The sequence below is a fragment of the Methylobacter psychrophilus genome, from assembly GCF_025583945.1.
Classification (GTDB): Bacteria; Pseudomonadota; Gammaproteobacteria; order Methylococcales; family Methylomonadaceae; genus Methylobacter_C; species Methylobacter_C psychrophilus.
On the sequence record NZ_JAOEGU010000020.1, the window covers coordinates 38501 to 61710 of the forward strand.

At 42.5% G+C, this 23210-nt stretch carries 21 protein-coding genes; 11 read left to right on the plus strand and 10 right to left on the minus strand.

All coding sequences use genetic code 11. From position 1 onward, the window contains the following. Window positions 1-54: 54 nt before the first annotated feature. The 3 genes from trkA to N7974_RS11195 form a co-directional block, all read right to left on the minus strand. Window positions 55-1425, minus strand: a complete 1371-nt coding sequence (gene trkA / locus N7974_RS11185) for a Trk system potassium transporter TrkA (RefSeq protein WP_262965697.1) — start codon at window positions 1423-1425, stop codon at window positions 55-57. 326 nt (window positions 1426-1751) lie between these two features. Then, a complete protein-coding gene (locus tag N7974_RS11190) occupies window positions 1752-2252 on the minus strand; it encodes a hypothetical protein (RefSeq protein ID WP_262965698.1) in 501 nt (166 codons plus the stop codon). 136 nt (window positions 2253-2388) lie between these two features. After that, window positions 2389-2907: an aspartate carbamoyltransferase gene (locus tag N7974_RS11195; protein WP_262965699.1), complete on the minus strand. Its 519-nt coding sequence runs from the start codon at window positions 2905-2907 to the stop codon at window positions 2389-2391. Window positions 2908-3162: 255 nt separating this feature from the next. On the opposite strand from N7974_RS11195, the gene N7974_RS11200 reads away from it, so the two are divergent. The 3 genes from N7974_RS11200 to rsfS all read left to right on the plus strand — a co-directional run bounded on the left by N7974_RS11200 (window position 3163) and on the right by rsfS (window position 5542). Next, window positions 3163-4401, plus strand: coding sequence for a glutamate-5-semialdehyde dehydrogenase (locus N7974_RS11200; protein ID WP_262965722.1), 1239 nt, complete (start codon window positions 3163-3165; stop codon window positions 4399-4401). Between the two features lie 134 nt (window positions 4402-4535). Then, the gene (gene nadD, locus N7974_RS11205; protein ID WP_262965700.1) at window positions 4536-5159 is read left to right on the plus strand and encodes a nicotinate-nucleotide adenylyltransferase; all 624 of its coding nucleotides are present in this window, start codon (window positions 4536-4538) and stop codon (window positions 5157-5159) included. 26 nt (window positions 5160-5185) lie between these two features. Beyond that, entirely contained in the window at window positions 5186-5542 is a 357-nt protein-coding gene (gene rsfS, locus N7974_RS11210; protein WP_262965701.1) for a ribosome silencing factor, read from the plus strand. A gap of 371 nt (window positions 5543-5913) precedes the next feature. Here the strand turns inward: rsfS and N7974_RS11215 are convergent, their stop codons facing one another. Next, on the minus strand, window positions 5914-6972 hold the full coding sequence (locus N7974_RS11215; RefSeq protein ID WP_262965702.1) for an acyltransferase family protein: 1059 nt from the start codon (window positions 6970-6972) through the stop codon (window positions 5914-5916). Between the two features lie 314 nt (window positions 6973-7286). Beyond that, a complete protein-coding gene (locus N7974_RS11220; protein ID WP_262965703.1) occupies window positions 7287-8411 on the minus strand; it encodes an acyltransferase family protein in 1125 nt (374 codons plus the stop codon). Between the two features lie 356 nt (window positions 8412-8767). Here N7974_RS11220 and murI point away from each other — a divergent pair, with 356 nt between their 5' ends. Continuing rightward, window positions 8768-9619: a glutamate racemase gene (gene murI, locus N7974_RS11225; RefSeq protein ID WP_262965704.1), complete on the plus strand. Its 852-nt coding sequence runs from the start codon at window positions 8768-8770 to the stop codon at window positions 9617-9619. 245 nt (window positions 9620-9864) lie between these two features. Here the strand turns inward: murI and N7974_RS11230 are convergent, their stop codons facing one another. Further along, on the minus strand, window positions 9865-10266 hold the full coding sequence (locus tag N7974_RS11230) for a group II truncated hemoglobin (protein ID WP_262965705.1): 402 nt from the start codon (window positions 10264-10266) through the stop codon (window positions 9865-9867). Window positions 10267-10957: 691 nt separating this feature from the next. Here N7974_RS11230 and N7974_RS11235 point away from each other — a divergent pair. Then, window positions 10958-12799, plus strand: coding sequence for an ATP-binding protein (locus tag N7974_RS11235; RefSeq protein WP_262965706.1), 1842 nt, complete (start codon window positions 10958-10960; stop codon window positions 12797-12799). Between the two features lie 212 nt (window positions 12800-13011). After that, a complete protein-coding gene (locus N7974_RS11240) occupies window positions 13012-14061 on the plus strand; it encodes a methyltransferase domain-containing protein (protein ID WP_262965707.1) in 1050 nt (349 codons plus the stop codon). Between the two features lie 121 nt (window positions 14062-14182). On the opposite strand, the gene N7974_RS11245 is transcribed toward N7974_RS11240, so the two are convergent. From N7974_RS11245 to pdxR, 3 genes are all read right to left on the minus strand, one after another. Beyond that, window positions 14183-15073, minus strand: coding sequence for a dihydrodipicolinate synthase family protein (locus N7974_RS11245; protein ID WP_262965708.1), 891 nt, complete (start codon window positions 15071-15073; stop codon window positions 14183-14185). A 307-nt stretch (window positions 15074-15380) separates the two neighbouring features. After that, window positions 15381-16163, minus strand: a complete 783-nt coding sequence (locus tag N7974_RS11250; RefSeq protein WP_262965709.1) for an aldolase — start codon at window positions 16161-16163, stop codon at window positions 15381-15383. Window positions 16164-16299: 136 nt separating this feature from the next. After that, on the minus strand, window positions 16300-17721 hold the full coding sequence (gene pdxR / locus N7974_RS11255) for a MocR-like pyridoxine biosynthesis transcription factor PdxR (RefSeq protein WP_262965710.1): 1422 nt from the start codon (window positions 17719-17721) through the stop codon (window positions 16300-16302). Window positions 17722-18051: 330 nt separating this feature from the next. On the opposite strand from pdxR, the gene N7974_RS11260 reads away from it, so the two are divergent. The 5 genes from N7974_RS11260 to cobT all read left to right on the plus strand — a co-directional run bounded on the left by N7974_RS11260 (window position 18052) and on the right by cobT (window position 22267). Then, entirely contained in the window at window positions 18052-19200 is a 1149-nt protein-coding gene (locus N7974_RS11260) for a GNAT family N-acetyltransferase (protein ID WP_262965711.1), read from the plus strand. Between the two features lie 83 nt (window positions 19201-19283). Then, the gene (locus N7974_RS11265) at window positions 19284-19454 is read left to right on the plus strand and encodes a rubredoxin (RefSeq protein WP_262965712.1); all 171 of its coding nucleotides are present in this window, start codon (window positions 19284-19286) and stop codon (window positions 19452-19454) included. Window positions 19455-19465: 11 nt separating this feature from the next. Further along, entirely contained in the window at window positions 19466-20476 is a 1011-nt protein-coding gene (locus tag N7974_RS11270) for an NAD(P)/FAD-dependent oxidoreductase (RefSeq protein ID WP_262965713.1), read from the plus strand. 112 nt (window positions 20477-20588) lie between these two features. After that, on the plus strand, window positions 20589-21242 hold the full coding sequence (gene bluB, locus N7974_RS11275) for a 5,6-dimethylbenzimidazole synthase (protein WP_262965714.1): 654 nt from the start codon (window positions 20589-20591) through the stop codon (window positions 21240-21242). Then, window positions 21233-22267, plus strand: coding sequence for a nicotinate-nucleotide--dimethylbenzimidazole phosphoribosyltransferase (gene cobT / locus N7974_RS11280; protein ID WP_262965715.1), 1035 nt, complete (start codon window positions 21233-21235; stop codon window positions 22265-22267). The genes bluB and cobT overlap by 10 nt, the downstream gene beginning before the upstream one ends. 277 nt (window positions 22268-22544) lie before the next feature. On the opposite strand, the gene N7974_RS11285 is transcribed toward cobT, so the two are convergent. Further along, window positions 22545-23123, minus strand: coding sequence for a hypothetical protein (locus tag N7974_RS11285; protein WP_262965716.1), 579 nt, complete (start codon window positions 23121-23123; stop codon window positions 22545-22547). Window positions 23124-23210: the final 87 nt, after the last annotated feature.

Sequence of the window (23210 nt, forward strand, 5' to 3'; positions counted from 1 at the left end):
AAAAAACACAGGTATCATGCTTGTCTATCTTAAACCGGACTTATTAAGCCCTGGTTATATTTTTGAAAGGGGTTGAAAAAATTTTTCGATATTACTAACCAGTCTTTTATCCATCGCAAACATAACAACGTGATCGCCTTCTTTAAAAACGGTATCGTGATGGATGGAAATAACTTCATTATTACGAATCAAAGCACCCATAACAATGCCTTCCGGGAAATTAATGGTATCCACGCGGCGACCAACGACAGAATCATCATTGTCATTATCATGAGCAATAGCTTCAATGGCTTCAGCGGCGCCACCACAAAGAGAACTAACCTGCACGACATCACCGCGTCGCACATGCTTTAAAATACTGCCCAGCGTTTCCTGGTTGGGTAAGACAGTGACATCAATACCGGTACCCGGCAATAATTTAGTGTATGACGTATGATTAAGCAGACAGATAATTTTTCGCGCGCCCAAGCTTTTTGCCAAAGAAGCGGAAATAATATTGACGCCATCATTATCGGTAATGGCACAAAACAAATCAGCACTCTCAATAGATTCGCCTACTAATAGTGACTCATCAGAACAATCACCCAAAAGTACGACAGCTTTGCGAAGATCATTAGCGATTTTATGGGCGCGCTGGGGATTTTTTTCAATAATTTTTACCTGGTGATTATCTTCCAGGGCAAGCGCCAGACGTTTACCGACATGCCCGCCACCAGCAATAATAATACGCTTTAATGGTGCCTCCAGCTTGTTCAGTTCTTTCAATACCTTGCGTACTTCTTTACGGGGTGCAACCAAAAAAACTTCATCATCCGTTTCTATGGTTGCATCGCCGCTAACGCAGACCGGCTTGCCTTGCCTAAAAATAGCCACCACACGGGTTTTACCATCAGACAGACGCTCTTTTAGGGTTTTAATTTTTTTACCCGTTAAAACGCCCTCAGCACCTACTTTAACAGAAAATAGTCGTACCAGACCGCCGGCAAAATCGGATATATGTAAAACCCCCGGAAACTCAATTAAATTACGAATCGACTCCATAACAATTTGTTCCGGACTGATAACAATATCGACAGGAATACCGTTCGGGCCAAATAATTTGGGATTTTTCAGATATTCAATGGCACGCACCCGGGCAATTGTTTTCGGGCGACTGTAAAGTGTGTTGATAATCATGCAGGCCAACATGTTGGTTTCATCACTATCAGTAACCGCTATCACCATATCAGTATGGTATACGCCAGCCTGTTCCAGCACAGTGGGATGGGCGGCATTACCGGTGACCGTGGCAATATCAAAACGTTCTTTTAAAGCATCGAGGAGGTCCTGCTTAAAATCAATAACAACAATATCGTTTTCTTCTTTCGCTAAAGCTGCCGCAACAGATGAACCAGTGACGCCAGCGCCAAGAATTAGTATTTTCATTAACCATATACCGAATTAAACAGTCATCACATCAGCCATAATGACTGACGCGTAACCGCACATTTTACCTGAATAACCAATATTTCATACTTAACAGCAACAGAAGCAGATAAAGCAGTCTAAAATAATTCTTTAAAGAGTCTGTTTCACGCAAAATATATCGATAAATACGAAGAAATAATACGTGATTTCAAGGCATTGAAAACCCTATGCTCACAATAGTTTATTTTTGCACATAAAATAATTTTTTATATCCTGCCGACAGCAAAAGCCATCGCAAAGACCTTAAGTGATCTAATAATTAATTTAAAAAAGTAAGTTGCTACTTAAAAACAGCTACCATAATCCAGCAACAACTCCTCACAGCCAAAAAAGATACGTGGATAATCGATACGTATCAGCAATTTCAATCCATATTCAAAAAACACCGCCAGTGTCAGCAATCGTGCACACGCCATCCAAACGCGTAAATGCGTATTGACTGAACAACGCCAAATAGCGACAACCCACCAAACAATCGGCAGTAACAGCATCAAATGCACATCATCCCAACTGGATACCGTTAACATACCGATTTTTGCCAAGGTATCTGCTGCATACAAGCTACTGTTTAAAATGAGGAAAAAAGGCCAAAACACCCATCCTAACGCCACACGACCAGCCCATGCAGAAAATAAATAGCTGTTAGCCTGCTTCTGAAAATCTTCACTGGCTGGCGGTGAGCTTATAAACAGCACCACAAACAGGCCAAAAAAAATAATCAGCAACTCTAGCGGACTTGCTGAACCTATATGGGTAAAAAATAATGGTAATGAATAATTAAACATAACGCTCAGAGTATTTTTTAAAATACATAAATAAAGTAATAGTCGTAACCCGTCATTATAAATGGCCAATACGACGGGTTACCAGCGACCCGACTGTCAAGCTTGCCTGCCTGTTGTACGCACGGCCATTATTGAATTATTCTGCCGGTGTTGAATGGTGCCGACTATGTTCAGGTATGGCTTCGTTGCCATGCTCACTCATCTGGGCATCAAACCATTCATGCAGCGCTTGAACATACTGCGGATATTCAGTTGAATAATGAATCTGCGCACCATTTGGCAAAGCTTCATATTGATATTTAATGTCGTCAGTTTCGGCTTTTTTTAACTGCGTAAGGCCAGGCATAATAGTGCCATGAATATGTTCAGTAACAGAAAAATCACCTTTTCTGAAATCATTGGCCATTTTAAGCAGATTTTCCTGAATCAATTTTATCTGCCGGGTGTTGTCAGCCGATTTTGCAACCACATGCTGAACGCCGCCATGGACAGTTTTGGTAAACGTCATAGTCGTTTTATCCAGCGCATAAGGCACCACTTGCCGGGTGCGTTGCTGTACTTCATCAACCTGTTTGGGGTTAACTTTTTCAAGTGCTGACGCTGTTGTAGAAAAAAACAAAAGCCCTGCCCATAGTAATGTGTAAGATTTCATCATCGTATTCCTCGTCAAATTAAGATTAATAAAAACAGCTTGCCTTGTAAATCCTGTCCGAAATTATATTCTCGTTAATCAAGTTTAATAAATCAATACTATATCCCAACCAGCACAAGTAATCTAAGCAACCAACATAAATCCTTTTATTATCCGTTAGTTGATTGATTTAAAACCTGTTAATAACCTGTTTTAACCTATATAATAAGCGGCTAAATTATTCCAGCCAATGAGAACGCCGTGGATATTAAAGCATATATGCAAGGCCTTGGCCTGCAAGCCAGAAAGGCTGGAAGGGAAATCAGCCGGGCTGAGTCAGGCAAAAAAAACTTGGCCTTATTAAAAATTGCCGAGGCACTTGAAAGCAACCATGACCTACTGATCACTGAAAATCAAAAAGATTTGGCGGCCGGTAAGCAAAATGGCCTGGATGCTGCTTTGCTGGACAGGCTGGCCTTAACTTCCGCCAGCATTCAAGCGATGGTTGAAGGCTTGAAACAAGTCGCTGCGTTACCTGATCCAGTCGGCGAAATCAGCGACTTAAGTTATCGACCTAGCGGCATACAAGTCGGGCAAATGCGCGTCCCTTTAGGGGTGATTGGTATTATTTATGAATCCCGTCCCAATGTGACTATCGATGCCGCTGCCTTGTGCCTTAAATCCGGCAATGCCTGTATTTTACGGGGCGGTTCTGAAGCTTTGCATTCCAATCAAGCCATTGCCATCTGCATTACCAAAGGACTTGAAGCTGCCGGCTTACCTCCTCAAGCCGTGCAGATTGTAGCAACCGCAGATCGTGCGGTGGTGGGCGAACTCATTACCATGAAGCAATATGTGGATGTTATTGTGCCACGCGGCGGCAAAAGCTTGACCGAACGTATTTCTCGAGACGCGACCATTCCGGTGATCAAGCATCTTGATGGTATTTGCCATGTTTATATCGATGATAAAGCCGATATTGCCAAAGCCGTCAAGATTGCCGTCAATGCCAAAACCCATCGTTATGGCGTCTGTAATGCCATGGAAACGTTGCTGGTTGCCGAAAGTATTGCTGCAAAAGTATTACCTTTATTGGCTGAAATCTATCTTGAAAAAGGTGTTGAATTACGCGGTTGTCTTAAAACCTGCTCCTTAATTCCACAGTGCTCAAGAGCCACAGAAGAAGACTGGCACACCGAATATCTGGCCCCCATTTTATCAATCAAAATTGTGCAGGGTATTGATGAAGCGATGGAGCATATTAACCAATACAGCTCCAGCCATACCGAAGCCATTGTCACTGAAGACTACACGCTGGCAAGACGCTTTCTGCGCGAAGTGGATTCAAGCTCGGTAATGGTTAACGCTTCAACCCGTTTTGCCGATGGCTTTGAATACGGCTTGGGTGCAGAAATTGGTATTAGTACCGATAAGTTGCATGCACGTGGCCCCGTCGGTTTAAAAGGTCTTACGTCATTAAAGTATATTGTTTTGGGTGATGGCCATATCCGATCTTGAAACATCATTTAGACACGAAATAAAAAAATCAACAGGTCTTATTGCACAGTCACCTGTCCTTGTAACAATGACTTATCACTGCCTATTCCTTTGACTATTTTCGCGCCTTTCGTGGACAAACTGCTTTTTACACAATGATCGGTATTTTTGGCGGTACTTTTGATCCCGTTCATTATGGACATTTGCGTTCAGCCCTTGAAGTTAAGGAAATTTTTGGCTTAACCGAAGTTCGCTTAATCCCCAGCGCCCAACCACCGCATCGGGAACAACCTGCTGCAAGCGCACTAATGCGCTTACACATGTTGGAACTGGCCATAAAAGATCAACCGGGCCTGGTTATTGATACCCGCGAACTCAACCGGGAGGGTCCATCTTATATGGTGGATACCTTACGGTCTTTGCGACAAGAATTAACCAACGAAACGTTAGTGTTGTTTATCGGCAGTGATGCCTTTAATCAGTTAAAAACATGGCACCAATGGCCGCATTTATTTACTTTTGCGCATATTGTCGTGATGACCCGACCGGGCTTTACCCTACAGAATCTCGATGATTTTTTTAACAGCCGACTGGCTACCGGGATAACAGAATTGGCAAACACCGGTGCGGGTAAGTTATACTTTCAGCAAGTCACGCAACTGGATATTTCGGCAACGGCTATCAGAAACAAAATTGCAGAACAACAAAATCCGGGCTTTTTATTACCCGATAATGTTATTGCCTATATCAGGCAACACAAGCTTTACCAGAGACCTTAGTCTCTTCATTTATACTAGGAATTTTAATGCAAGTAGTAGAAGATTTATTGAAAATTGTCCAAGATGTTTTGGATGAACGTAAAGGACAGAATATAACAACATTGGATGTCCGGGGAAAAACCAGCTTTACTGATTACATGGTGGTAGTCACAGGAACGTCTGACCGTCATTTGAAAGCTTTATGCGATTACGTTGTAGAAAAAGCCAAGGAAGACGGCTTTAAACCCTTGGGTATTGAAGGTGATTTGGGTTCAGACTGGGTACTGTTGGATTTGGGTGACGTAATTGTTCATGCCATGACCGCCCAAGCCCGTGGCTTTTATCAACTGGAAAAATTATGGTCAGTTGACCGCGCCAATGAAACTGAACAAGAAACTGTTTAAATAACCTGCACAATTTAACATACCGGGATTATTAATATTAATCCCGGTATGTTACTCCAAACTCGCCGCTCATGCTTTTCCCCGGTTCCGGTCTACCAATATTTTGCCTGTTTTTAACAACAGTAAGCTCCTTAAAAAACGCAGGAACAGCTGTCCGAGAATAGAAAACCTACTGCGAAAAAGCTTTTTTTACCATGCAGTAAACGATTAAAAAGACCGGCAAGCCGAGTATATTATTCTAAGGAAATCACTAATGACATCTATAGATGTTTTTGAATATTTGTAATCAACCTACAGCCATCAGCAAAATTGGCTTTTAAACCAAGACAACCCTACTCCACCTTTAAAATACGGTAATAAACAATTGCAGTTTATGGATTGTAGCTCGCCACGTTTTTCCATGTCCGCGACAACCAAAGTGTGATCGGTTTCTCGATTAAGAGATATAACGCATGACCAGCCCCCAAGGAACAACTGAAAGCAACCAGGAAAAGCATTACCGGGGACATCCACTCAGAAAGATGTAGTTTTACCCACAGCTTGCCCAATGCAGGAACAATGAAAGGATGAACGAGATAGAGGCTGTAAGAACTGTCGCCAAGAGCGACAAATAGCCGTGAGACTTTCATTCCGGCATTCTCCAGTGAAATAGTGCCCAGTAGTAAAATACCACCGGGGAGACCATAAAAGATGACACGCGTCCATTTACCGATATCTTCATCTCTGGTTATGATGATAATTACAATACCAAGAATTATCGCGGCAATAGCGAGCGCTCGTGGTAAAAAAAAGCCATTAATCAACAAAAAGGCAATGACTGTCCCGAAATAAAACTCAAACAGGATTGGGTTTACTACCACCGTCGCCCAAGGCGGCAACTCATTTATTGAGCCAAGAATGATGCCCCCCATAAACACAGTACCGGAAATAATAAGAAAATACTTTCGGGGAAAATTAAGGAGTATTGCAAATAGCAGATAAAAATAAACTTCGTAACATAAAGTCCATCCCGTTTGCATAACAGTACCGACATTACCAGTGGAATTTTTGGACAAGACAAACAGATAGGACGATATAACGTGCTGCCAGTTAAATTTGGTTTCGGAAAACAATCCTGGAACAAATGCCAGCAATAAGACAACTACAGTAGTGTAAAGCCAATATATAGGAACAATTCGGATTGCTCTGCGGCGAAAAAAGGCTACCGAAGCATTCGGCTGACAAAATGAATTATAGGTTGTATAAATCATTATAAAGCCGCTTATAACGAAAAATAAATCAACGCCTATTGCACCGATGTCTGAAACAACAAACGAATAACCGCCATTATGGACCAACATAAAAAGGACGTGATAAGCGAGGACAGCACCAGAAGCCAGTGCACGTAGAGCTTGAACCGTAAAAAGTGTCTTGGATAAATTTGCTGTCATATATTACCTTATTTTCTCCAGAGCGACCGGAGTCAAAAGTAACGGCATCAACAAAGCAGCCAGTGCGAATTTACAACGTTTCGATTTAATTGCTTTACTCCCCCTTTATTTCTAAAAAAATTATTGTCTTGTATTGCATACTTTTAGAAACCAATCGGTTTTTTATTATTTTTCGGCTTGATAAGACCATAAAAAACAAATCACTAAGTCTGGTGGCTAAGATGATGCCTTTTGATTACTATTTACTGACAAAATTTTTCTGTCAATAAACAGCAAAAAATATAACCATCTATATTTAGCCAAGCATTCAATAGTCAAGGTAAGAGCCTGGATAGAAATGGGCGTATCGACCAAGGAAAGTGATAATCTTTTTTATTGAGCCATGCGATTATAGGTATTTCAATAAGTTTATAACTAATTAATGCCCATAAAATGGCCAAGAAAAATATTAAGGCGAGAGCAACAATATGGCCACCCCCACTATGTCCAAATGGTAATAATAACCAAGCTCTACCTAATGCAGACAAGATTAAAATATGCGATAGGTATAAAGAATAAGATGCATCGCCTATCTTGGTTAACCATTTTGGAAGAACAAGCTTCAGTTTTTGCTCGCAAACAACCGTTCCCAAAACCAGTAAAAAAGCTCCGGTACCGAATATTGCCGTGTTAGCCCATCCTCCCGGAATATAAGGAACCGATATACTCACCATATAAACAGGGGTAGTTAAAATAACTAACGTGCCTGTGCCAAGAAAAATAACTCCATAGCTTGGCTTTACCCTATGATAAAAAAGTGCAATAAAGCTTCCGGAAATAAACTCAAGACATAACGGACTTGTCATGACGTTAAACCATGGGCTTTCTTTCGTCAAAGAAAATTCGGAAAATACCCAAGAAATCAGAACCACAGCAAAAGCCCATATAATGAGAAATAAAGGGTAACGAGTATCTTTGACTGTTCGCAGAGCTAAAGTCACTATAAAATAAAAATAAATCTCATAAATAAGCGACCACCCAACCATTAACAACGGCAGGTTTTTATCCGGCAGTAATAGCAAAGATTTTATGATGTTGACTTGATTGCCTTGCGTACTGTTAACTATTTCTGGTTTAAAAAGAAAAACTCCCAGCACCAACAAAGAGTAAAACCAATAGATAGGGAAAATTCTGATACATCGCTTATATAAAAATTTGTATTCACAAGAAGTGCCGAATAAATTTTTAGTGATCATAGCCATAATAAAGCCACTAATCACAAAAAAAATATCTACCCCGATACTCCCATAGTGAAACACTTCCGGCATTATTGACTTACCAGCACCATATTTTTGCTCTATAAAAGTCAGATGCATGAGTAACACAAATATCGCGGCAATAGCCCGAAGCGATTGAATCCCTTCAAACACTATCGCGGTAGGAGTATGGTATTTATCCAAAATGAATGTACCTTTGCTAAGTTAAAGCATTTTGGTGCTGTCTTTACTAATAACTATAGACTGCCAGGAATGAAATTTCCAGATTGGCAAGCTAAAGATTCCCGGATAAATAATTTCTATGTACACAGCGATGTGTAGTGGAAACTTATATAGACTTTCAGAAATTAAATTTCCACTACATTAAATTTTGAGCCTTTACGGATAACATCCCTTGAAGGGATGGTATCCGTTAGCATTGAAATTATTTATCTGAAAGTCTATAGATTGATTACACCGCTTGGAAAATCCGGCGTTGACCTGTAATTCTTGACAATAAAACAATAAAGTAGGTATGTTAGCAAAATTTTTTTAATAACTTGTTAGGTCTACGAATCAAAGCAATAACTAATCTATCCGCTTCTGTTCAAACCGTCGGGGTTTTCGATTCCGGTGTCGGCGGCTTGTCCGTACTCAAAGCAATTCGAAAAGAGCACCCTACAGTTGATTTTATCTACATAGCAGATTCAGGTAATGCTCCCTATGGAAGCCGATCGACAGAATTCATCGAAAGTCGGGCCTCTCATATAGCAGGCTCCCTGGTTGGCGCCGGGGCACAGATCATTGTCGTGGCGTGTAATACCGCGACTGCGGTAGCCGTTGAAAAGCTTCGTTCACAACTGACCGTCCCTATCGTTGCGATGGAGCCCGCGATAAAACCGGCGGTCGCTCATACAAAGACCGGAATTATCGGCGTTCTGGCTACTGAAAGAACCTTAGAGAGTCTCGCTGTAGCAAAGCTGTGCAGGAAATTTGGCCAGGGTGTGAATATACTCCTACAACCCTGCCCCGGCTTGGTGGAACTGGTCGAGCGCGGCGAACTCTCATCCGCGGTTACCCGCGAGTACCTTCGAAAGCTTGTTTCCCCGTTGATAGATCAAGGAGCTGACACCCTCGTCCTCGGATGCACGCACTATGTCTTTTTGGAAGCCGAGATACGCAGCATTGTTGGACCGGGAGTGCATATAATTGAATCATCAGCAGCCGTTGCCCGCCAAACCATGCGGCATCTGGGTAGTGAGATGAACATCGACCCAAATGAGTGTGCAGGCCGAGAAATATTCTTCACCACGGGCTCACCGGAAAATGCGCAGACAGTTTTTTCCCAACTATGGGGCGCTCGTGTTGAAGTTCAGGCACTTGAGAATAGAAATGCTCCGGTGGAAGTCTAGCCAGCCAGATGAGCGATTGTTTCCCGCTGCTCATCGGCGCGGGTTATATGAGTCGTTATACATGACCGTTTTCAGAAATTGACCAGCCATTTATAGACTTTTAGAAATTAAATTTCCAATGTACCTCATTGTAAACTCATATAGATAACATCCCTTCGAGGGATGGTATCTATATGCGTGGAATTTAATTATCCCAAAATCTATAGTTAGTAATTGTGCTCGTCAATCGATTTTGAAACGCCGGTTCAGTATTTTGTCGCAGGCTCTTGATTAATCATGTGCGTTGCCAGTTGCTGCAAAGCATTTTGGATAGTGGTTCTTAGCTGTAAGTCCATAGTCATTTCCGCCAGTGCTTTATTCATGCACAACAGCCACTGATCACGCTCTGATTCGCCAATGGTAAACGGGAAATGACGGGCACGTAGCATCGGGTTACCAAATTCTTCAATAAACAAATTGGGGCCACCCAGCCAACCGGACAAGAACTTGAACAGCTTATCCTTGGCTGAGGCAAGATTGGCTTGGTGCATCTCGCGTATACCTTGTGCTTCAGGCAGGGTATCCATATAAAAGTAAAACCGGTCAACCAAACCAAGGATAGTCTGTTCACCGCCGATCAGGCTGTAAGGCGTTTTGTTAGTTGTCATGACTAATTACTCTTTATAGTTGGTTATTTATACTATATAAGCAAAAAATTGCAAAATATACACCCAGATGATTTAGATAAGGGAAGCCTTTCACGATATTATCACCCCGGACTACTACTTGATCCGGACTTCCAGAAAACATCTGTTTTTGTAAAAAAAGTAACAGCTTTTTGAAAATCGTTCGGTATCAAACGAAAATAGTGTCATATATCAAAGAAACCTAGATTCATTACATAAGCAACGCGCCCTGTAAACGCTTCAATTATAGCAAAATTGACTAATTAACAACCTCACAATTTTCATTTTCAAATTATTGCACTTTGTTATCTTTAGTTACACTTTTAAAGTCGAATTTAGTCGTGGATTTTTTATATTTATCGCACGTTTAAAACCTTCATTCGGTTTATCAGGTAATCGATACTTCTTAAGAACCGCCTGCTTTACATTTTACTCTGTCCCCTTTTTTAAATAAAAAGGTGATGCTAATAGGGATCGTCATTGATATAAAATGCCAATCAATACTTGAAGAGTAGATACATATTAAGAGACTGTCAGTCTTGTAATTTCTGGCAAAATTAGCATTAAAAACTCGAATTTACTGATATAGTATCTAACAAAATCAGCTTGACTAGGTACCTGGTTTATTGTTTAAGCATTTCTCAACGAAAACTCAAGTCTATTCAGAATATTTATGATCAATATTAACAAAATCGAAAAAAAAGAAAAAACCATATCTATTCCCGACAGACTGAAGCATGGGCCATATGAAGAAAAAATTAACGTCAACGGAATCGAACTTGAATGGGATATAAAAAAGGGGCAGTGCACATTCCAGGGTATCCCTGTAGCTATGCTGTGGGTAGACAGTACTCTCGCTGGTTTAATGACAGGAATGGCCACTATGGTGGGACCGGAACGATTTAATCTATCCCTACAGTCCGAAGGTAGGAAAAGTGTTGAATCCGATTGGCTCCTAATCTCTGGCTTTGAAGATTTTCATGAAGGTTTTTCTGCATTTAAGGTTACTGCTGCCGTGGCTGGTTGGGGCGATTGGCAAGTCATTAGTTACGATTTAAAACGTCAACATTGTATTTTTCGCGCGTATAACAACTGGGAAGGGATGTATCAGACGTCTATAGGTGTTTGTTGGGGTAGCGGTATGCTTGCTGGCAAATTTTCAGGAATATGCTCAAAATTATTCCAAAAGAACTGCTGGGCGACCCAGACTTCTTTTGTTGCCAAAGGTGATCCATTTGATGAATTCGAGGTGTATCCATCGAGTAGACATTTGGAGCATGAAATAGAAAAATTACTCGATAGTGATGAAGCTACTCGTGCAGATATGGCCGTGGTAATTAAAAGACTGAAAGAGACCGAAATATCTCTTCGTCAGGAAATCAATGATCGTATACAAGCTGAGCATTCATTACTAATTGAGGCTGAGAAAAACATTGCTCTGTTACGTAATGCCAGCGATGGCATTCATATCCTAGACTCCGATGGTAATATCATTGATGCCGGTGATTCCTTTAGCGCAATGCTAGGTTACCGACATGATGAAATTATCGGGATGAACGTAACCCAATGGGATGTCAGTTTCACCGAAGCCGAATGCCTCTCCATAGTACGGGATCAGCTCACAAAGCAGGCTAACAGACTGATCGAGACTAGTCACCGGCGTAAAGATGGAGCTATTATCGACGTCGAAATTAACATTTCTTCGCTTGAACTAGGCGGCAAGAAAGTTTTGTTCTGCTCATCACGTGACATCACTGAGCGTAAACGGGCGGACGATAAAGAGAGGTTGCATCTTGAAAAGCTTGCCCATGTCACACGCCTTGGACTGATGGGGGAAATGGCCTCAGGCATTGCTCATGAAGTCAACCAACCCCTGTGTGCTATTACTACCTACACGCAAGTTATTATAAATCTTCTCAATATAGAAAATCCTGATCTGATAAAGATCAAGGAGATATTATCTAAAACTCAGCAACAGGCATTAAGAGCGGGACAAATAATTCATCGTATGAAGGAATTTGGTAAGTCACATTCAAACCATCATTTAAATACTGACATCAATCGCTTGATTTATGACGCTTCAGACTTCTGCATTACAGAACTTAAGTACAATAACGTGAAGTTAAATTTTGAACTAATAAATGATTTGTGTCCTGTATTCGTTGATCATATACAAATTGAGCAAGTCATCATAAACCTGATCAAAAACAGCGTTGAAGCGTTACAAGATTTGCCCCAAAATATTCAACGTCAGATAACCATTCGAAGTCACTTTGCCGCCAATAATGATATACAGGTTAGCGTAAAAGATAATGGCTTGGGAATTGATGAAATCCAACGATATAAAATATTGACGCCTTTTTACACCACCAAGATAAACGGCACTGGTATGGGTTTATCCATTAGTCGCTCACTTATTGAATCTTATGGAGGTACTTTGTATTTCAATAGTGAATTGGGGAAAGGTAGTACTTTTTATTTTACCTTACCCATTGAAACAGCAAATAGAAGTTGATGTTGTGTAGATGCGATAATTTTAAGCATCAATTAAGGAAGCGATATTTCTTAAAATACTGGCCGATAATTTACAACGGCGCTCTATCAGAGCTTTAATTATAAGCGGTATATTATTATTTTCTGCGTCCCTTGGATATGCCTGTTGAATAACTGGCAAGGCTAGGCATTGCTGGTTACAATGACCCTATATAACTTAATAAGAGGCACAATATGAGCAGTATTATTGAAATCAGTGAATCCGTGCGGCACTACTATGGCAAAGTACTACAATCCACTAACGATTTAAAAACTAGTGCCTGTTGCAGTATCGATTCGATCCCTGCTCACCTGAAAATACTGCTCGCCGAACTACACCCTGAAGTAGTGGAACGTTTTTATGGATGCGGCTCACCTTTACCGCCGATTCTGTCAGGTTGTACCGTATTGGATTTAGGCTGTGGTTCAGGACGGGATTGTTACCTGTTATCGAAACTAGTGGGTGAAAAGGGGCGCGTGATCGGCGTGGATATGACACCGGAACAATTAGAAATTGCCACTCGCCACCGCGGCTGGCATGCGGAACGGTTTGGCTACAAAAACTCCAACGTGGAATTTTTGTACGGTCATATTGAAAACCTGGCTACTTTAGGTATTGCGGATAATTCGATTGACGTAGTGGTATCCAATTGCGTTATCAATTTATCTCCTGAGAAAGCACAGGTAATGGCGGAAATTTTTCGGGTTCTTAAACCCGGCGGCGAGCTTTATTTCTCGGATGTATTTGCCGACCGTCGTATTCCGGCGACTTTACGTAATGATCCTGTCCTGCTTGGCGAATGCCTGGGTGGCGCCATGTATTGGGAAGACTTTCGCCGTATCTTGACTGATCTGGGTTGTCTCGACATACGTACAACCAAGGAAAGCACCATTAGTCTGGACGATCCGGAAGTGGCAGCAAAAATCGGTATGGTGAATTTCCGCTCTGTCACCGTGCGTGCTTTCAAAATGCCGCTGGAAGACCGCTGCGAAGATTATGGACAAGTGGCCTGTTATCTCGGCACGATACCGGAACATCTACATGCTTTTGATTTGGACGACCATCATCATTTTGAAACCGGACGTCCCTTGCGCATCTGTGGTAATTCTACTGATATGCTGATGGAAAGCCGCTACGCGCCACATTTTTTAGTATGGGGAGACAAAACCACACACTTTGGTTTATTTGATTGTACAGCGGGACCGCAGGGTGAGTCGGTAGCAGCGGGGGGTAATTGTTGCTAAATACTGTGGACAAGCACTACTAATCATCGGCCTCTCAGGTTGGGTGAATGATTCTTTGAATAATCCATAAATAGCATATCCTCAAAAAATTCGCCAAGAATAAATATCCTTGGCGTAAGTTTTAGCCATTTAATTGTTTAATCAATTCTGCTAATTCATTTTTACCGGCAGAATCCAGTGGCAACAAAGGCTTACGGGGAACGCCGGCATCAAATCCGCGTACTTGCAGGCCGGCTTTGATCGTCGTAGGTAGGCCACCTTTAAGAATAAATTGCAGCAAGGGGAGCTGTTTATAAAAGACTTCGCGCGCCTGCCCTAAATCACCAGCCAGACTCGCCTCATACAGCTTCAACGGCCAGGCAGGAATAAGGTTGGGTGCTGCAGTACACCAGCCGACAGCACCTGCGGCAAAAGCTTCCAGTGCCAAAGGATTACTACCGTTATAGAAAGGGATTTCTGCATTGGAAAGTTGGGCTATTCGATGCATACGTTGAATATCGCCAGAGCTTTCCTTAACCATCGTCACATTGTCAATCTCCTTGATAATGCGCACGATTAACTCGGGCGACAAATCCAGACCACTGGTAGCCGGGTTGTTATAGAGCATCACCGGAATACTGATGGCTTCGCTGATAGTTGCGTAATGCTGAAAAATTTCCCGTTCGGTCAATTTCCAATAAGAAACAGGTAAAACCATTACTGCATCTGCCCCCGCTTTTTCGGCAAACTTAGCCCTGCGCACGGCGTTTTGAGTCGTCAGATCGGATATGCCAACCACTGTCGGTACGCGTTTCGCGACATGTTTTACCGAGGCTTCAGCCACCGCATTCCATTCCTCATCATTCAGGTATGCACTCTCGCCGGTGCTGCCTAGTGGAGCAATTGCATGAGAGCCGTCATCAATAAGACGATCAATTAGTTGCTCCAGCGTTTTAATATCAACCCCACCATTTTCTGCAAGAAAAGGTGTAATTGGATAAGAGATGATACCTCTGAACAGATTTTTTGACATGATATTTAAGTCCTTGTGGTGGGTAAAAAGATGACCGGCATAAACTCCGTAAATATGACCTCGCGGAGTAAATGTCGGCTAAATTACTTATCGAAACATTTAAGGTGATTTCCTGCGAATAATATACCCAGCTTGCTGGTCTTTTTATTTATTTACCACGTTGTCAAAATAGTTACGTAGCCAGCTACGCGCCTATTTTTCCGCCTCGGCAACTGCTCCTGCGTTGCTCTAGCTCCTGCATCCTTACAGTCGTTGTAAATAAACAAAAATCCTGTGTCACTTGGGTATATTAATTCTTGGATATCACCTAATTTTGGCAATCAGGATGGGCCCTTAATGCGCGGCGGGCATAATACGCAAAGGTGGTCTGGTTACGTTTTTCGGTGGAGATCCAGTCATGTGCCTCGCTGCCCAATTTTTGCGGGATGGGTTTAATATCACCACAAGCCAAAGCAAGCAGTTGCATTTTGGCGGCACGCTCGAAAAGTATGGCGAGTATACAAGCCTCTTCAACGGTTGTGCCTACGACTAATTGACCATGATGGGATAATAACAAGGCACGTTTGTCACCAAGGGCAGCCGAGATAATTTCGCCTTCCTCATTGCCCACCGGTATGCCCGGCCAGTCTTGCAAAAATGCGCAATCGTCAAACAAGGGACAGATATCCATATGCGATACCACTAACGGTATTTCCAGCATGGACAGGGTCGCAATATGTAACGGATGCGTGTGTATAATGCAATTAACATCAGAACGTGCACGATAGACCCAGCTATGAAAACGATTGGCCGGATTGGCCATGCCCGAGCCGCCAATGACATTCAAATCCTCATCCACCAGCACCAGATTTGACGGTGTAATTTCATCAAAACCCAGGCCGAATTGTTGCGTGTAATAGGTGCCGGAATGCTCGGCTCTGGCGGTGATTTGTCCTGCCAAGCCGGAATCATGCCCCGCATCGAAAAGAATGCGACAAGTAAGCGCCAATTTTTCTCGAATAGTCCATGAGTTATCCGGCAGTACCTGTTGCATCTGTTGATGGGCCTTGGCAATAAGTTCGGATTTTTCAATGTGAAAGGTATCGGCCATAATCTTGAAATTTTCCTTTTGTAATGTAAAAATCTCTGCGGAGGTGTCCACAGTGATAATGTCAGGATTAATAGTAAAGGCTTACTGGTCTAGTTGTAACCTCCAGTATTAGAAACCTGACTGGTCCAGATGACAGTTATGGCGCACTCAAGACGCGTTTAAGACGTTGAATACCTTCCGTCAACTCAAGCTTGTTCAGGCTGGCAAAGCCTAGTCTGATGGCTTGAGTCGCTTCATTGTCATCCGTAAAAAGTGAGCCGGGCAAAATACGTACCTTTTGGGAGAAAGCACGTTCAGCCAGATTATCGATAGTAATGGGTTTTTTGAGCCGCAGCCAAAATGCCAAACCACCTGACGGTAATTCAAAATCAACCAGTGAACTCAGCTCCTGATGGATGAGCTGCTCCAGCGTAGCTCGACGCTCGCTATAAATTTTAAAAGTTCTACGAATATGGCGCTTGATTTCACCGGCATCCATCAACTCGGTAACCGCCAATTCGGTGACTGAATTACCCTGGCGATCTATCAACATAATTTCAGCGGCGCAGCGCTCTATAAAAGCGGCAGTCGCGACCAGATAGCCAATACGCAAACCAGGCGCCAGAACTTTGGATAATGAACCGACATAAATCACTCGTTCTGCACGATCCGTACTCGCCAGTGGAAATACCGGATGGTGTAAAAAATGAAACTCATGATCATAATCATCTTCAACGATGGAAAAATCATATTGCTCTGCCAGCATTAACAGCTTGAGCCTGCGCTCTGCCGTCATCATCACGGTCGTAGGGAATTGATGATGAGGCGTGACATAGACGGCACGTATCGTTTGCTGTTTGCATAACTGCTCCAACTCCTCTACGTTAATGCCGTATTCATCTTGCCCCACACTCAACACGTTGGCACCACAAGATTTAAACGCCTCACGTGCCGGCGGGTAAGTCAGCCGCTCGAAGACAATACAATCATTAGGCCGCGTCAATAATCTTGCCGCAAGAAAAATACCCATCTGACTGCCGCGTACCATGCAAATATGATCAACCCCCACATGTAAACCCCGCTCCATATTGAGCATGGCAGCAATCGCTTTACGGAGCGCCAAGATACCTTTAGGGTCATCATAGCCTAAACGATTGGCTCTTGCGGATATCACCAGCGCATGACGAAAGGCTCTGGAAAGCACTTCAAACGGAATCAACCGGGTATCAGGAATACCGTCATTAAAATCAATAACATTTCCCTGTGAAGAGGGCGCCTCTGTAACTGCGGATGGTGTATAAGTTACGGTTTCAGTGCATAAGTTTTCGGCAATATGGCTTGATGGGAGCTTGGCCGAAACAAAGGTGCCCCGACGACTTTCTGTAGACAACCAGCCTTGCGCCACCAACTCATCGTAGGCTTGCACGATAGTTTTTCTGTTGATATTCAAACTATCAGCCAGCTTTCTGCTTCCCGGCATCATGGTGGAAGGCGGTAATCGCCCCAGTTGAATGTCGATAATAATTTTTTGCGTTATTTGCAGATAGACAGCAAGACCTGAGGCCTTGCTAAAATCCATTTTCAGGCTCCACGATCTCAGCATGTTGATTTAATCCGTAAACAGGTGTTAATAATTCCAGAAACAGGGACTTGTATTGAGGCTGTCAGTTCTGACGTCAAGCTGCTCCAGGCTTTTAATAAACTGGAGTCGATTGGTAAAAACAAACACCAAAGTACACAAGCTCTGTGCATGGAGAGAGATGGCTACGCAAAGTAAATTACAACCTACCTGCATTAACCGTTGAAATATATTTTTTTAGTATATTCAGTAAGCCAATAAAAATATTTATGGGCTATGCGTTTAATGAATTGATGTTATTCTGTTGTTTTAACTGTACTGTTTTTAAAAATGGAAGTAAAACAAATCAGTAGTATGACCCAAGTTGCCAGCGCAGACTGGAATGACCTTACCGGTCATACTTACCCTTTTTTGCGCCATGAATTTTTATTGGCACTGGAGAAAAGCGGTTGTGTTTCCGGGGAAACGGGTTGGTTGCCTGCGCATTTACTGGTGTTGGATAATCATAAATTAATTGCCTTTATGCCGTTGTACCTTAAACAGCATTCCTGGGGCGAGTATGTATTCGATCATCAGTGGGCCCAAGCTTATCAGCAACATGGACTTGATTATTATCCAAAATGGTTGACTGCCATCCCTCTGACGCCCTGCCAGGGAGCGCGTATTGTTAGTAAAACGGAAGAGCCGGATCAGCTTGAAATTACGCGTACCTTACTGACTTTTATAAAACAACTATCAGAGCAGCGTGGCATTTCTTCATGGCATTGTTTGTTCCCTGACCCGCAACAGGTAGACCTGTTGCGGTCATTGAATTTAAGTATTCGCGAGGGCGTACAGTTTCACTGGTTTAACAAGGGTTACGGGGATTTTAATGATTTCCTGCAAACCTTAAGCGCCAGTAAACGTAAAATGATTAAACGTGAACGCCGCAGGGTAAGCGAACAAGATGTTCATTTGTTACGCATTGCAGGACCGGATGTCAGTGATGGTCAATGGCAGGTGTTTTTTGAACTTTACACGATGACTTATTTAAAAAGAGGCTCGCAGCCTTATTTAAACCTGGCATTTTTTAAACAAATAGCGGTAACCATGGGTGAGCAATTATTGCTTGTTCTGGCAGTTAAAGGCGATAAAATTATTGCAGCAGCGCTCAGTTTTATCGGTGCCGATACTTTATATGGTCGCTATTGGGGTTGTTTTGAGGACTATAACAGTCTGCATTTTGAAACCTGCTATTATCAGGGACTGGATTATTGCATTGAGCATGATTTAAAGCGTTTTGATTCTGGCGCGCAAGGCGAACATAAGATTGCTCGTGGCTTTGAGCCAATCACGACTTATTCTGCACATTGGCTTAAAGATGCCCGGTTTGCAAAAGCAATCGACCGGTTTTTAACTGAAGAACAAAAAGCAGTGCAACTTTATAAACAGGATGCCGCATCTTATCTCCCCTTTAAACAGAATATTAACGAGCCTTGAAAATTAACATAGAAAGATACCATTAAATTTACGCTACAATCCGGTAGAATTGATTTTTAACTAGTAATTAAGAGTAAATAATAATGTCTGATTATAAAAAATACGTGTGTGAAGTGTGCGGTCATATTTATGACGAAGCCGATGGTGATGAAGATACCGGCATTGCACCGGGTACGCGCTGGGAAGATGTTCCTGATGATTGGCGCTGCCCTGAATGCGGCGTAGAAAAAAGCGAATATATATTGCTGGATTAATTCGGGGCACTATGCGTATTATCATCATAGGCTCAGGTATAGCCGGAGTCAGTTTTGCCGAGAAATGCCGGTCCTACTCAACAGATGACGAGATTACCTTAATAACCGGAGAAAATTCCGGTTATTACTCACGCCCCTTGTTATCCCGTGGTTTTAGCAAAGATGATATTGAGCAAACTATTATTCTTAAAACCTTCGATAAACTGCGCGCCAATAACATCAATGTTATCAGTGGCGTCAAGATAACGGCTATTAATCGTACTGACAAAACAGTGACTTCGTCATCTCAAGATGATAGCCCGCTACACTACGATAAACTGATACTTGCCACCGGTTCTGCCGCTTTTATACCGCCGCTGTTTAGACCCTATAATGAGCTGTTTTTTTGTTTAAACAGCCTTACTGATTTAAAAGCCCTGCGTAAGTTTCGCAGTGAAATTACCCGTCAAAACCGCCCGCCTGCCTGGGCGATTATCGGCGGCGGCTTAATCGGTTGTGAAGTTGCCTCGGATTTAGCGGTTTCCGGAGATCCTGTTACTTTGTTTCATGCAATGGACAGGTTAATGGAACGCCAGTTGGTTACCGAAGATTCTGCTTTGTTACTTGAGGTGTTACAAAAGTCGGGAGTAAAAGTCTTACTCAACCAAAACGTAAAAGGATTTTCCAAGCAAGAAAATAAAGTTTGTGTGGATACCAATGTAACCATAGAATTTGATGCGCTGATTGTGTCTTGCGGCTTTAAACCCCGTACGGAACTGGCAGAACTTGCCAATTTGGAAGTAGGACGAGGGATCAAAGTTAATCAATCCATGCAAACCTCTGATGAATCTATTTATGCCTTGGGTGATGTCGCAGAATTTCCCAACGGTAAACTTTATGCCTTTATTTTACCAATTCGCAATCAGGCGCACTGGCTGGCAGGGTTTATAGCCGGACAAGAATCAGCAAACTGGACACCCCCCGTATTTACAACCAAAGCCAAAGTACACGGCTTTGAAGCCGCTCACCCGTATAATGTTTAGCAAAGCAAACGAATACCTGACTTACCTTGATACAATATAATTGCCTGATTTTTTGTTGTTTTTCGTGGCTCAATCATTGTTTTCAGAATCACTATAACAAATCAATCTACCCATGAACAAAAATCGTTTTTCAGATGCCGAGTGTACCGCCATTTACCGCGCCATATATGAGCGCCGTGATATGCGCCATTTTTTATCGGACCCCATAGCTCCGGAAATTTTAATCCGCTTGCTTGATGCGGCACATCATGCTCCTAGTGTTGGTTTTATGCAGCCGTGGCGATTTATTCGTATCAGTTGTCCCGACATACGCAAAGCCATTCATGGCTTGGTCGAACAGGAACGTATCTCTACCGCCCAAGCCTTAAATGAGCGTGAAGACGAGTTTATGAAGCTAAAAGTAGAAGGTATTATGGAGTGTCCGGTTGTGTTGGTCGCCGCTCTTTGTGAACAGCGTGATCAATATATTTTTGGTCGTCGTACGTTGCCGGAAATGGATTTGGCATCACTGGCCTGCGCCATACAAAATATGTGGTTGGCAGCACGGGCAGAAGGTTTGGGCTTGGGCTGGGTGTCCATGTTTGAACCGGAAGCCTTGAAAAAATTATTGAATATGCCTGAAGACAGTCGCCCCTTCGCCATTTTATGTTTGGGACACGTCGAACAATTTTACGAAAAACCGATGTTGGAACAGCAACACTGGGAAGAGCGTAAAAATATTAACACCTTACTATTTGAAAACACCTGGAATACCCCGTGCCCCTAGATTTTGTTATTTCTCCCCGCTCTGAAACACTATCCTCCTTATTACAAACAAAAATAGACCAGAAAACCAAGCCCTTGGGAGCATTAGGCCAACTGGAATCGTTAGCCTTACAAATCGGCTTATGTCAAAACACGCTCACCCCCAGCTTAAACAAACCCTGTATCATCATTTTTGCCGGCGACCATGGCATTGTTGAAGCGGGAGTCAGTGCCTATCCGCAAACAGTTACCGCACAAATGGTCGCCAACTTTTTGTCAGGAGGTGCCGCAATTAGCGTCTTTGCCAAGCAACACCAACTGGAATTATTGATTGTTGATGCCGGGGTCAATGCCGATTTGGCCAGTCACCCCAAACTGATTACTGCAAAAATTGGTAAAGGAACCCAAAATTTTTTAACGCACCCGGCAATGACCACTGAGGCTTGCACCCAAGCCTTAAAAGCCGGAGCGGAACAGGTTTTACAGCAATTTAACAACGGCTGTAACTGTATTGGTTTTGGTGAAATGGGTATCGGCAATACCTCATCCGCCGCTTTATTGATGCACTGTTTAACTGCTCTGCCATTGGCGCAATGCGTTGGTCGTGGCACAGGATTAAATGATGATCAGCTACAACATAAACTAAGCGTATTACAGCAAGCGTTAAATCAGCATAACGGCTTAACTCAGCCTTTAGAAGTGTTGGCCACTTTTGGCGGTTTTGAAATCGCCATGATGGTCGGTGCGTATCTTAAAGCTGCCGAATGCGGAATGTTGATTATAGTCGATGGTTTTATAGCCAGTACTGCCCTTTTGGTTGCCAGTAAACTGTATCCGCAAGTACTCGATTATTGTGTATTTAGCCACGCTTCCAACGAACAAGGACATCAAGCTTTACTGGATCAGTTTAAGGCCAAGGCCCTGTTAAACATGGATTTACGCCTGGGTGAAGGCTCCGGAATTGCTCTGGCTTATCCATTATTACAATCAGCAGTCGTATTTTTAAATGAAATGTCTACATTTGCTGAAGCGGGTGTTGATCATTAAAGAGCAAATTTAAAAGCTGTCTTATTCGCATATTTTATTCCCAAACCCTATCAAATAATTGATAGCACTTTTTGTTGGTTTTTAATACATATAATTGCAATCCGTCAAACCGGAAAATTAAGAATAATTTTTTTAATGAATGTGTTTGCCAATACTAATGCTAAGACCAAGCGTATTGTTTAATTTAAATAGCGGTAAGCCCTTTGAAAAAAGCCGCCCATGCATTGTTGCATGGGCGGCATATTTAAAAGATCCCGATTTAATTCAGTAGTGCGAATTAAGCCGTTTTCTTGTTGCGTGCTTGATAACCGAACAGACCGACAATGCCTGTCAGCATTAACCAAACCGCACCTGGTAATGGTACAGCGGCAACAGGTACGAAAGGTACTGTTGGTCCTGAAACCGCAGCTGCAGTTGTCAAGGAAACAGAATAACTTCCTTTACTTGGACTAAATACAAACCCGGTAACGCCTAAAGAATACCCATGAGCGGCCAGCAAAGGGGTCGCAAAGTTTGTAGCAAGAAAAGCCGTTACACTTCCTGCTGAAAAACTGCTTACAGAACCAGAGTTAATCAGGGTAGTGTGATCTAACTCATAAAGGTTTAAGGAATACAATTCAGTACCCTTAGACACACTAGTTTTGAGAGACTGTCCGGTTGCAGCAAGGGAAAAAACATCATCTACTGCAAAGTCGAACCAATCAGTGAAGGCACCATGGGCCAGCGTAGAACTTCCAAAGCCTGACTCATCATCAGCAAATAAATTAACGGTACTCGCGCTTACCTGGGGTAAGTAAGTCATACCAGCAAAAGCAATGGCCGCAGCCAGAACTTTAGTTTTGTTTTTTAGTTTCATAATAAGTATCTCTGAGTTTTACTTGAAAGGAGGTTCAAGCGTAGCTATTAAACTACAATAAAACTACAATAACAAGAACTCACTTAA